A 10,947-nucleotide genomic window follows, 5' to 3' on the forward strand; every position below is an offset into this window, starting at 1 on the left:
CGGCGCCGGGCGAGGTCGTCGCCTCGGGCGGCGCCGATGCTGCGGGGGAGGCGGCCGCCCGGCGCCGGCGGCGACGCCGGGCCCCGGAGGACTCCGAGGTGCCGTAGCCGATGAGCACGTTCCCCGACCCCTCGTCCGCCGTCTCCTGTGCGGGCGCGGAGTCCGGGTCGCCGGGCACGGCGGCGCCGGCGCGCTCCTCCTCGCGATGGTCCAGGGCGCCGGCCGTCTGTGCGGTCGGGGCCTGTGCGGTCGGGGCCTGTGCGGCCGACGGCTCGGCCGCCGCATCCGGACCCGTCGCGCCGTCGCCGGTGTCCACCGAGATCAGCGGGCGCTCGACGACCATCGTGTCGCCCTCCGCGCCGTGCAGCCGCGTCACCGTCCCGGCGAAGGGGGAGGGGACCTCCAACGTGGACTTCGCGGTCTCCACTTCGGCGACGGGCTGGTCGACGACGATCGTGTCGCCCTCGGAGACCAGCCAGGTCAGCAGCGTGGCCTCTGTCAGTCCCTCTCCGAGGTCGGGAAGATCGAAGGTGGTCATGTCAGTCCTCCCACTGCAACATGTCGAGGGCGTCCAGCACGCGGTCCACGTCGGGCAGATGGTGCTGTTCGAGCTTCGGCGACGGGTACGGGATGTCGAAGCCGGTCACGCGGCGCACCGGAGAGGCCAGCGAATGGAAGCAGCGCTCTTGGATCCGGGCGACGATCTCCCCGGCGACGGAGGCGAATCCTTGGGCCTCGGCGACGACGATCGCCCGGCCGGTCTTCTCCACGGTGGCGGACAGCGCGGCGTCGTCGAAGGGCACCAGGCTGCGCAGGTCGAGCACCTCGGCGGAGATCCCATCCTCCGCAGCGGCCTGGGCGGCCGCCAGGGCTGTGCTCACCGAGGGGCCGTAGCTGATCAGCGAGACGTCGGTGCCCTCGCGGGCGACGACGGCGCGGCCCTCGGCTCCGACGCCGGCGGGATCGATGCCGGCCTCGCCGGACCCACCGGACTCGCCGGACATGCCGGCCTCGTACTGCCGGCGCAGCGCGTCGAGGTCGGCCGGCTCCTTCGACCAGTAGAGCTTCTTCGGCTCGAAGAAGATCACCGGGTCGGGGGAGTCCACCGCCTCGCGCAGCATCAGATAGGCGTCGGCGACGGTCGCCGGGGTGTAGACCTTCAGGCCCGGGGTGTGGGCGTAGTAGGCCTCGGAGGAGTCGCAGTGGTGCTCGACGCCTCCGACGCCGCCGCCGTAGGGGATGCGGACGACCAGCGGGATCCGCACGCGGCCCCGCGTGCGGTTGCCGAACTTGGCGATATGGCTGAAGATCTGCTCCAGCCCGGGGTAGGCGAAGGCGTCGAACTGCATCTCGACCACCGGGCGCATGCCGTTCATCGCCATGCCGGCGGCCATGCCGGCGATGCCGGATTCGGCCAGCGGGGTGTCGAAGCATCGGTCTTCGCCGAAGCGACGGGCCAGGCCGTCGGTGATGCGGAAGACGCCGCCGAGCGTGCCGACGTCCTCGCCGAAGACGCAGACGGACTGTTCGGCGGCCATCGCATCGGAGAGCGCGGTGTTCAGCGCCGCGGCGAAGGTCGTCGGCCGCGGGGCGGCGTCGGGATCGGCGGTGCGGGTCTCGGGGGCGGGGGCGGCCATGGTCAGTCCTCCTGTCCGCGGGCGAGCTCGTCGGCGAGCTGGGCGCGCTGCTCGCGCAGCTGGGCGGTCGGCGCCGCGTGGACGTGGTCGAAGATCTCCAGGGGGTCGATCGGCGGATCGGCGGTCATCGCAGTGCGCAGCGAGGCGGCGACCTCCTCGGCCCGGCCGGCGATGCGGGACTCGGCCGCGTCGTCGAGCACCCCCTGGGAGCTCAGGAACGACCGCATCCGGGTCAGCGGGTCATGGCGGCGCCAGAGCTCGACCTCGTGCGCGTCGCGATAGCGGGTGTCGTCGTCGGCGTTGGTGTGAGCCTGCATGCGATAGGTCGTCGCCTCCAGCAGCAGCGGCATCGAGCGCTCTCGGGCCAGCGAGACCGCCCGGCGCAGCGTGGCCAGCACGGCGACCATGTCGTTGCCGTCGACCTGCTCGCCGGCCATGCCGTAGCCGATGGCCTTGTGCGCCAGCGACGGCGCCGCCGACTGATGGGAGAGCGGCACAGAGATGGCGTAGCCGTTGTTCTGCACGAAGAACACCACCGGCACCTCGAAGACGGCGGCGAAGTTCAGCGCCTCGTGGAAGTCGCCCTCGCTGGTCGCGCCGTCGCCGCACATCGCCAGGACCACCGTGTCCTCGCCGCGCAGCTTCGCCGCGTGGGCGACGCCGACGGCGTGGAGCAGCTGGGTGGTCAACGGCGTCGACGGCGCCGAGACCCGGTGGGCGAGCGGGTCGAAGCCGCAGTGCCAGTCGCCGCGGAAGGAGACCATGACCTCGACCGGATCCACGCCGCGGGCCATGATCGCCACCGAGTCGCGGTAGGTGGGGAACATCCAGTCGCCGGCGCCCAGTGCCAGCGCCGCGCCGACCTGACAGGCCTCCTGGCCGTGCGAGGAGGGGTAGACCGCCAGCCGGCCCTGGCGGACCAGGGCATAGTTCTGGTCGTTGATGCGCCGGCCGACCACCAGGGCCTCATAGGCGGCGAGCAGCGCCTCGTCCTCCGGGACCAGGTACTCGTGCCCGGCGCCGGTGCCCTGCTCCTCCTCGGCGATCAGTGAGCCGTCGGGGGAGAGCATGCGGATCTGCTGGGCGGCGGGGAGCATGTACTGCTCGGGGGTGATGCCGAAGCTGCGGCTCGTCTGCTCGATGCGAGCTGCCTGCTCGGCCTTCTCGTGGGCGAGCGGCTCGCGCGGGTTCTCGGGGGCGACGGCGGAGCCGCGTCCGTCGGCGGCGGTGTCCTCGTCCATGGCCTGCGGCCTCCTCGTGGTCTCTCGGCTCGGGCCGTGCGGCCCGGCGCGCTCGGCGTCGGGGCGGATCGAGCACCCGGCCGCCCTTCGAGTGTGACCCAGATCATGCAGAGCCTGCCATGCGTGCCGCGGATCGCAGACGATGTCCGACCAGGAGAGGGTCTCGGTGGACGATACGTCCGTGATGCGCGACACACTGGCTGGTATCGTCCAGAGATATGGCGACATTGCTGGACGATCATGCGACGAGCGGGCGGCCGCTGGATGTCCTGGACCACCGGATCCTCGAGATGCTGAGCCTCGACGCCCGCGCCTCGGTCACGCGCATCGCCGAGGAGCTGCACCTCTCGCGCGCGAACGCCTACGAGCGCATCGCGCGGCTGCGGCGCACCGGGGTGCTGCGCGGCTACACCGCGGTCATCGACCCGCGGGCGGCCGGGCTGGCCACCGCCGCCTACGTCTTCCTCACGCTGAAGCAGGACGACTGGGGCGTGCTGCGCGAGGCGCTGGCCGACGAGCCGGCGGTGCGGCATCTGGCCCTGGTGGGCGGACAGTACGACGCGGTGCTGCTGGTGCGCACGCGCACTGTGGACGAGCTGCGCGCGGTGATCTTCGAGCGGATCCAGTCGCTCTCCTGCGTGCAGTCCTCGCAGACGGCGCTGATCTTCGACGACCACGCCGAGCATCGGCACGCGGTGCCGGAGGAGTGACGACACGGCCGCGCCGGCTGTCGGCGAGGTCGATCGTCGGTGTGCGGGCTGTCACAGGAGCATGATCGGCGCTACGATGGACATGATTACCGACCGTTCGGTCAGTTACCCATCGTCGAGAGGACGTCATGACCGCCATCGCCGCCGATCACGAGACGACCATCAGCCCGACCCGGCCGCTGCCCAGCTATCTCGCCGATTCCTGGTGGGCTCCCGAGGACCCGCAGAAGATCAGCACTGTGCGCGACGCGTCCACCGGCGAGCCGATCTGCCGGGTCTCCGCCGAGGGGCTGGACACCGCGGCCGCCGTCGAGCACGCGCGGAGTGTCGGACAGCGCAGCCTGGGGGAGCTGACCATCCACGAGCGGGCGATGCTGCTGAAGCGGATCGCCCAGCACCTGGACGAGCACAAGGAGGAGCTCTACACGCTCTCCGACCGCACCGGCGCCACGCGCAGGGACCACCTGATCGACGTCGACGGCGGCATCGGCACGCTGCGCACCTTCTCCTCCAAGGCCCGCAAGGAGCTGCCCAATGCGCAGGTGATCGTCGACGGCGCCGTCGAGCAGCTCTCCCGCGACGGCTCCTTCCTCGGCGAGCACATCTACACCCGGCTGGCCGGCGTCGCCGTGCAGATCAACGCCTTCAACTTCCCGGTCTGGGGCATGCTGGAGAAGCTCGCGCCCAGCTTCATCGCCGGAGTGCCGACCCTCGTGAAGCCCGCCTCGCAGACCGCCTATGTCACCCAGGCCTGCGTGCGGCTGATGGTGGACTCCGGGCTGTTGCCCGCCGGAGCGATCCAGCTGATCTCCGGCTCCGCGGGCGACCTGCTCGACCACCTGGACCATCGTGACGTGCTGGCCTTCACCGGCTCGGCCTCGACCGCGCAGCTGCTGCGCTCGCATCCCAGCGTGCAGACCGCGGGGCTGCGCTTCACCGCGGAGACCGACTCGCTCAACGCGGCCATCCTCGGGCCCGACGCCGGTCCGGAGACCCCCGAGTTCGAGGCCTTCATCAAATCCGTGGTCCTGGAGATGACCGCCAAGGCCGGGCAGAAGTGCACCGCCGTGCGCCGCACGATCGTGCCGAGCGAGCACGTCGACGCCGTCGTCGAGGCGCTGCGGGAGCGGCTGGACTCCCGCGCGGTGCTCGGCGATCCGCGCGACGAGGCGACCACCGTCGGCGCGCTGGCCTCGAAGGACCAGCAGGCCGAGGTCGCCCGGGCGGTGACCACGCTGATGGAGGCCGGCGGCACCGTGCGCTGCGGCGGCGTCGACGCCGACCTCGGTGGTGTGGACGCCGAGGCCGGTGCCTTCTTCCCGCCGACGGTGCTCTCCTTCGACGACGCCCGCACTCCGCAGGTCCACGCTGTGGAGGCCTTCGGGCCGGTGACCTCGGTGCTGGGCTATGCCGACGTCGACGACGCCGTGGAGCTCGCCGCCCTGGGCGGCGGCTCGCTGGTGGCCACCGTCTGCACGCACGACCCGCAGATCGCCGGAGCCTTCGCCCGCGGGATCGGCTCGCACCACGGCCGGGTGCTCTTCCTGGACCGCGACGACGCGAAGACCTCCACCGGGCACGGCTCGCCGCTGCCGCATCTGGTCCACGGCGGCCCCGGCCGCGCCGGAGGGGGCGAGGAGCTCGGCGGCGTGCGGGCGGTGAAGCACCATATGCAGCGCACCGCCGTGCAGGGGTCGCCGGATCTGCTCACCGGCATCACCGGGGTCTGGCACCGCGGTGCGCGGGCGCAGACTGCGACGCCGGAGACCGTCGCCGACGGCAGCGCGGTCCACCCCTTCCGCAAGTCGCTGGCCGAGCTGCGCCTCGGCGACCAGTTCGCCTCGGGGCTGCGGACGGTGGCCCTGGAGGACATCGACGCCTTCGCCGCCTCCACCGGGGATACCTTCTACGCGCACACCGACGAGGAGGCCGCGACGGCCAACCCGTTCTTCCCTCGGCGGGTGGCCCACGGCTACCTGCTGGTCTCCTGGGCGGCGGGACTCTTCGTCGAGCCGGCGCCGGGGCCGGTGCTGGCCAACACCGGGCTGGAGAACCTCTCCTTCGAGACGCCGGTGACCTACGACGACGCGATCCGCGTGACACTGACCGCCAAGGAGATCATTCCGCGCGAGGACGAGGACTTCGGCCAGGTCCGTTGGGACACGGTGCTGCACAACCAGCACGACGAGGTCGTGGCCACCTACGACGTGCTCACGCGTGTGGCCGCGGAGAAGAAGCCGGAGTGGGCCTGAGACGCTGAGCTGCGCCCCGGTCGACCGTCGCGTCGGCCGGGGCGCAGCTCGTGGCCCGGGCGAGAGCATGCTCCGGGAGGGTGGTCCGCCCCCGTGGTGTTCTCGCGGTCCCGTCCGACGGGACGGGGGCGAGCGCATCATGGGATCTGCGAGGACGGCGGGGCGCCCTCACTCCCCGCGGAAGTCCGGCGTGCGCTTCTGCTGGAAGGCGGCGAAGCCCTCGGCGTAGTCGGCGGTGTCGCAGAGCCGGCCCTGGGCGCGATTCTCCTGCTGCAGAGACTCCCAGAGGCCGATGCGCTCGTCGCGGATCCGGGCGACGAGCGCCTTGGACTCGCCGAAGGCGAGCGTCGGACCCGACGCCGCGCGGGCGGCCCGCGACCGGGTGAACTCCAGCAGCTCCTCGGCCGGCATCGCCCGGGAGAACAGCCCGCCGGCCACCGCCTCGGCGCCGGACATCAGATCGCCGGTGTAGATCAGGTCCAGCGTGCGGTGGGCGCCCAGACGCTCGGTGAACAGCGCATGGCCTCCGGAGTCAAGCGTGGCGCCCAGGGCGGCGAAGGGCGAGCCGATCGTCGCCTCCTCGGCGACGTAGACGACGTCGGTCGCGATCGCCAGCCCCAGGCCCACGCCCAGGCAGGCGCCGTGGACTGCGGCGAACGTCGGGGCGGGGAAATCCGCCAGCCGGTGCAGCACCGGGGTGACCTGCTCCTCGAGGAAGGCCAGGGCGTCGTCGGTGGCCGGGTCGACCGCGGAGATGTCGCGGCCGGCGCTGAAGCCCTTCCCCTCGCCGCGCAGCAGCAGAGCCCGCACGCCGGCCTCCTCGGCGCGCCCCAGCGCGTCGTCGAGCTCGGCCAGCGCCGCAGAGTCCAGGGCGTTGCGCTTCTGCGGGGCGTCGAGGACGATCTCGCCCAGGTCGCCGTCGAAGTGGGTGCGGATCATGGAGCTCCTCCGGTCGGGATGCGGTGAGGACGGCCGCAGCAGTGCGGCGCACGGCGTCAGTCGGTCGGAAAGCGAGGTGCGGTGTGCGGCGCGTCAGGTGTCGTAGTCGACGACGAGCGTCTCCCCGGTCGGCCGGGTCTGGCAGGTGAGCACATAGCCAGCCTCGAGCTCGTCGGACTCCAGGGCGAAGTTCTCCTCCATGGTGAACTCGCCGGAGACGACTTTGGCCCGGCAGGTCCCGCAGACGCCGCCGGCGCAGGCGAAGGGCACATCGGAGCGCGAGCGCAGCGCGGCGTTGAGCACCGTCTCTCCGGAGGACTCCGGGGAGGTGACGCTGCCGGTGAGCCCGTCCAGCGTGAACTCGATCGTCCGGCCGTCCCCGTCGCCCTCGGCCGGCTCCACCGTCCGGCCCTGCTGGCCGGCGGGACGATCGGGGCGTCCGGTGGTGAACAGCTCGTAGCGGACGGCCTCCTCGGGCACGTCCCGGGCGGCCAGCGCGTCGCGGGTCAGCTGCACGAGCTCGAAGGGCCCGCAGAGGAACCACTCGTCGGTCTCGGGGACCTGCAGGACCTGGTCCAGCAGGACCTGCAGCTTCTCTTCGTCGAGCCGGCCGGTGAACAGCGGGTTGATGCGCTGCTCGCGGCTGAGCACGTGGTGGACGGCGAACCGGGAGGGGAAGCGGTCCTTCAGATCGCCGAGCTCCTCGGCGAACATCACGTCCGACGCCGACCGGTTGGCGTAGACCAGGTCGACGGTGGCCTGCTCGGAGGCGGCGAGCACCGAGCGGGCGATGGCCATGATGGGAGTGATCCCGGAGCCTGCGGCGACGGCGACCAGATGCACATCGGGCCGTCGGGCGACCGCTTCGGCGGCCAGCTCGTCGGGATGGTTCATCGAGGTGATCGCGCTGCGCGAGACGAAGGCGCCGGTCGGGTTCATCACCTCCAGCTGATCGCCGGGGGCCAGATGCTCGTTCGCCCAGGTGGAGAAGACGCCGCCGAGGTCCCGCTTGATCGCGATGCGGATCTCGCCGCGCACCGGCTGCTGGCACAGCGAGTACGAGCGGCGGATCTCCTGGCCGTCGAGCCGGGTGCGCAGGGCCACGTACTGGCCGGGGGCATAGTCGAAGTCGTCCTGCAGCTCCTCGGGCACGGCGAAGGCCACCTCCACCGAGTCGGCGGTCAGCCGGCGGACCTCGGAGACGGTCAGCGTGGAGAAGGCGGCCCGACGTCGGGCGGTGGTCCGTGTGGAGGGCATCAGTGCACCTTGAAATGGTCGAAGGGCTCCAGGCAGTCGCGGCACTGGTACAGCGCCTTGCACGCGGTGGAGCTGAAACGGGTCGTCTCGCGGGTGTTCGTCGAGTCGCAGCGCGGGCATTTCACGCTCAGCCCCACGGCGACCGGGCCGGCGGCGGCCCGGCCCGTCGGCGGGGCGATGCCGTAGTCGCGCAGCACCTCGCGGCCGCGCTCGGTCATCCAGTCGGTGGTCCAGGCCGGCTGCAGGACGGTGTCGACGCGGACCTGAGCGTGGCCGGCGGCGCGGACCGCGGCGGCGACGTCGTCGGTGATGGTGTCCATGGCCGGACAGCCGGAGTAGGTCGGGGTGATCGTCACGACGGCGGTGCCGTCGTCGGCGATCCGTGCGTCGCGCAGGATGCCCAGATCGGCGATGCTGATCACCGGGATCTCCGGATCGGTGACCGCTGCGGCCGCGGCCCAGAGGGCGGCGTCGACGCCGTCGGGAGCCTCATCGGCCGAGGGGAGCCGGGCGGGCACGGAGGTCTCGATCTCTGCGGAGTGGTCGATCATGATCGCCTCCCTCACCAGGTCGCTCCCGGATGGCGGCGAGCCAGCACCTGCATCTCGGCCAGGATGTAGCCGCGGTGCTCGGAGAACCGGCCGCTGCGGTCGGCGCCGAAGGAGCCGCCGACCTCGGGGATCCGCAGCCCGGCCTGGTCGATGACCTCGCCGAGGCGGGCCATCGTCGGCTCGCGCAGCGTCGAGGGGGCCACGGCGACGGATTCCAGCCGTGGGATCGGGTCGACGTCGATGAAGAGCTCCTCCACCGAGGCCCAGAGCTCGTCCAGCCCGGCCTGCATGCGGCGGGAGGACTCCTCGGTGCCCCGGCCCAGGCGCAGGGTCCATTGGATCGCATGGTCCTGGTGGTAGGCGACCTCCTTCAGGGCCTTGTCGGCGATCGCGGCGAGCGTCCCATCGGTCGAGCGGACCAGCCGGCTGTACAGCTCGTGCTGGAAGATGCTGACGATCAGCTGCCGGGCGATGGTTCGTCCGAAGTCGCCGTTCTCCTGCTCGACGAGCCGGCACGAGCGGAACTCCTCCTCATCCCGGAAGTAGGCCAGGTCGTCCTCGGTCCGGTTCCAGGCGGTCCCGGCGTAGGTCAGCAGGAAGCGCGCATGGCCCAGCAGGTCGAGGGCGATGTTGCCCAGGGCGACGTCCTCCTCCAGCTCCGGGGCGTGCGAGATCCAGGCGGAGAGGCGCTGGGCGAGCATCAGCGCGTCGTCGCCGAGGATCAGCGCATAGCGGGCGGTGTCCTCCGCGGCGACGGCGCCGGAGGCGGCGACGTCCTCGGCGGTGATCGCCTCGCCCGGCGACTGTCGGGTCGCGGAGTCGTGGGACGCGAAGCTCACAGGTGCTTCACCCCTTCGGAGGTCGTGTAGTAGGTCGCGTGGCGGTAGCTCTTGCCCTGCGGGGACTCGAAGAAGCTGCCCTTCGCATCGGGGTCGGAGGCGGTGACCGCCTCGGCGGGGACGACCCAGACCGATGTGCCCTCGTTGCGCCGGGTGTAGAGATCACGAGCGTTTCGCACCGCCATGCTGGCGTCAGGGGCGTGCAGCGAGCCGGCATGGACGTGGGAGAGCCCGCGGGCAGTGCGGATGAACACCTCCCACAGCGGCCAGCCGCCGGCGTCTGAAGAGTGCTCGGAAGTCATGGGTCTCGCCTTTCGTGGAAGGGGCGTCCTGGGTGTCGTCCGCCCGGCGTGCAGCGGGGAGGGGTCAGGCGCCGACCGGCTCGGCACGGGCCTGGCGGCGGGCGTAGGCCGCGGCGGCCTCGCGCACCCAGGCGCCGTCGTCGCGGGCGCTCCGATAGTGCTCCAGGCGCTGGCTGCTCAGCGGCCCCTGCCCCTTGAGCACGGCGAAGAACTCGTCCCAGTCGAGCGCGCCGAAGTCGTAGTGGCCGCGCTCCTCGTTCCACACCAGATCCGGGTCGGGCAGGGTCAGTCCCAGCGCCTCGGCCTGCGGGACGATCATGTCGACGAAGCGCTGGCGCAGCTCGTCGTTGGTGAAGCGCTTGATGTTCCAGGCCATCGACTGCTGGGAGTTGGGGGAGTCGGCATCGGGCGGGCCGAACATCTGCAGCGCCGGACCGTAGAAGCGGTCGACGGCGTCCTGGGCCATCTGATGCTGCTCCGCGGTGCCGTGCGAGAGGGTGTGCAGGATCTCCCAGCCCTGGCGCTGATGGAAGGACTCCTCCTTGCAGACGCGGACCATCGCGCGGCCGTAGGGGCCGTAGGAGGCGCGGCACAGCGGGACCTGGTTGGTGATCGCCGCGCCGTCGACCAGCCAGCCGATCGCGCCGATGTCCGCCCAGGTGCGGGCGGGGTAGTTGAAGATCGACGAGTACTTCGCCCGCCCGGTGTAGAGCTGGTCGTAGAACGTCTCGCGATCGGTGCCCAGCGTCTCGGCGGCCGAGTACAGGTAGAGGCCGTGGCCGGCCTCGTCCTGGACCTTGGCCATCAGGATGGCCTTGCGCTTCAGGCTGGGGGCGCGGGTGATCCAGTTGCCCTCCGGCTGCATGCCGATGATCTCGGAGTGGGCGTGCTGGGAGATCTGCCGCGCCAGCGACTTCCGGTAGTCCGCGGGCATCCAGTCGCGCGGCTCGACCCGGGAGTCCTCGGCGATGAGCTCGTCGAAACGGGCCTGCCCGGCCTCGGCCTCCTCGGCCGCCGCCTCGGCGTCGGACGCGTCCGCCAGGCGCAGCGGTGCCGGGTGGGAGTCCTGCCCAGTGCTGGGGTGCGGCATGGTCAACCTCGATTCCGTCGCTTTAATTACCGACCGTTCGTTCAGTATAGCAGGGCGCGTGTGATGGTCAACACACGATGTGGCGAGGGGCGGCTAGCAGGTCCGCGGCGTCGGGCCCGCGTCGGGAAG

General features: G+C 71.8%; 11 protein-coding genes. 2 read left to right on the top strand and 9 right to left on the bottom strand.

Features of this window, described 5'->3' with window-relative positions:
* The 3 genes from GU5_RS15535 to GU5_RS0112025 form a co-directional block, all read right to left on the bottom strand.
* Positions 1 to 538: biotin/lipoyl-containing protein (locus GU5_RS15535; protein WP_010525818.1), on the bottom strand; the 538-nt coding region annotated here is incomplete at its 3' end.
* Between the two features lies 1 nt (position 539).
* Entirely contained in the window at positions 540 to 1,637 is a 1,098-nt protein-coding gene (locus tag GU5_RS0112020; protein WP_010525819.1) for an alpha-ketoacid dehydrogenase subunit beta, read from the bottom strand.
* 2 nt (positions 1,638 to 1,639) lie between these two features.
* Positions 1,640 to 2,878, bottom strand: coding sequence for a thiamine pyrophosphate-dependent enzyme (locus GU5_RS0112025; protein ID WP_010525820.1), 1,239 nt, complete (start codon positions 2,876 to 2,878; stop codon positions 1,640 to 1,642).
* Positions 2,879 to 3,096: 218 nt separating this feature from the next.
* On the opposite strand from GU5_RS0112025, the gene GU5_RS0112030 reads away from it, so the two are divergent.
* Positions 3,097 to 3,588 (top strand): Lrp/AsnC family transcriptional regulator, encoded by a 492-nt coding sequence (locus GU5_RS0112030; protein WP_029514260.1) that lies wholly within the window; start codon positions 3,097 to 3,099, stop codon positions 3,586 to 3,588.
* A gap of 128 nt (positions 3,589 to 3,716) precedes the next feature.
* The gene (gene paaZ / locus GU5_RS0112035; RefSeq protein WP_010525822.1) at positions 3,717 to 5,840 is read left to right on the top strand and encodes a phenylacetic acid degradation bifunctional protein PaaZ; all 2,124 of its coding nucleotides are present in this window, start codon (positions 3,717 to 3,719) and stop codon (positions 5,838 to 5,840) included.
* 168 nt (positions 5,841 to 6,008) lie between these two features.
* On the opposite strand, the gene GU5_RS0112040 is transcribed toward paaZ, so the two are convergent.
* The 6 genes from GU5_RS0112040 to paaA form a co-directional block, all read right to left on the bottom strand.
* A complete protein-coding gene (locus tag GU5_RS0112040) occupies positions 6,009 to 6,779 on the bottom strand; it encodes an enoyl-CoA hydratase/isomerase family protein (protein ID WP_010525823.1) in 771 nt (256 codons plus the stop codon).
* A 93-nt stretch (positions 6,780 to 6,872) separates the two neighbouring features.
* Positions 6,873 to 8,036 carry a 1,2-phenylacetyl-CoA epoxidase subunit PaaE gene (gene paaE, locus GU5_RS0112045; protein WP_010525824.1) on the bottom strand — a complete coding sequence of 388 codons (1,164 nt, stop codon included), beginning with the start codon at positions 8,034 to 8,036 and terminating at the stop codon, positions 6,873 to 6,875.
* Positions 8,036 to 8,587 carry a 1,2-phenylacetyl-CoA epoxidase subunit PaaD gene (gene paaD / locus GU5_RS0112050; RefSeq protein WP_083830540.1) on the bottom strand — a complete coding sequence of 184 codons (552 nt, stop codon included), beginning with the start codon at positions 8,585 to 8,587 and terminating at the stop codon, positions 8,036 to 8,038. Before paaD ends, paaE begins: the two co-directional genes overlap by 1 nt.
* Positions 8,588 to 8,598: 11 nt before the next feature.
* Positions 8,599 to 9,426: a 1,2-phenylacetyl-CoA epoxidase subunit PaaC gene (paaC, locus tag GU5_RS0112055; protein ID WP_010525826.1), complete on the bottom strand. Its 828-nt coding sequence runs from the start codon at positions 9,424 to 9,426 to the stop codon at positions 8,599 to 8,601.
* On the bottom strand, positions 9,423 to 9,728 hold the full coding sequence (gene paaB / locus GU5_RS0112060) for a 1,2-phenylacetyl-CoA epoxidase subunit PaaB (RefSeq protein ID WP_010525827.1): 306 nt from the start codon (positions 9,726 to 9,728) through the stop codon (positions 9,423 to 9,425). The genes paaC and paaB overlap by 4 nt, the downstream gene beginning before the upstream one ends.
* Positions 9,729 to 9,792: 64 nt before the next feature.
* Positions 9,793 to 10,818, bottom strand: a complete 1,026-nt coding sequence (gene paaA, locus GU5_RS0112065; RefSeq protein ID WP_010525828.1) for a 1,2-phenylacetyl-CoA epoxidase subunit PaaA — start codon at positions 10,816 to 10,818, stop codon at positions 9,793 to 9,795.
* Between the last annotated feature and the right edge of the window lie 129 nt (positions 10,819 to 10,947).

Origin of the sequence: Nesterenkonia sp. F, assembly GCF_000220985.1 — a bacterium.
Classification (GTDB): domain Bacteria; phylum Actinomycetota; class Actinomycetes; order Actinomycetales; family Micrococcaceae; genus Nesterenkonia.

Bases quoted from the DNA above. Each gene is read 5' to 3' on its own strand.
- GU5_RS0112025 (WP_010525820.1), bottom strand. From the start codon at position 2,878: ATGGACGAGGACACCGCCGCCGACGGACGCGGCTCCGCCGTCGCCCCC.
- GU5_RS0112030 (WP_029514260.1), top strand. From the start codon at position 3,097: ATGGCGACATTGCTGGACGATCATGCGACGAGCGGGCGGCCGCTGGAT.
- GU5_RS0112040 (WP_010525823.1), bottom strand. From the start codon at position 6,779: ATGATCCGCACCCACTTCGACGGCGACCTGGGCGAGATCGTCCTCGAC.
- paaE (WP_010525824.1), bottom strand. From the start codon at position 8,036: ATGCCCTCCACACGGACCACCGCCCGACGTCGGGCCGCCTTCTCCACG.
- paaA (WP_010525828.1), bottom strand. From the start codon at position 10,818: ATGCCGCACCCCAGCACTGGGCAGGACTCCCACCCGGCACCGCTGCGC.
- paaB (WP_010525827.1), bottom strand. From the start codon at position 9,728: ATGACTTCCGAGCACTCTTCAGACGCCGGCGGCTGGCCGCTGTGGGAG.
- GU5_RS0112020 (WP_010525819.1), bottom strand. From the start codon at position 1,637: ATGGCCGCCCCCGCCCCCGAGACCCGCACCGCCGATCCCGACGCCGCC.
- paaD (WP_083830540.1), bottom strand. From the start codon at position 8,587: ATGATCGACCACTCCGCAGAGATCGAGACCTCCGTGCCCGCCCGGCTC.
- paaZ (WP_010525822.1), top strand. From the start codon at position 3,717: ATGACCGCCATCGCCGCCGATCACGAGACGACCATCAGCCCGACCCGG.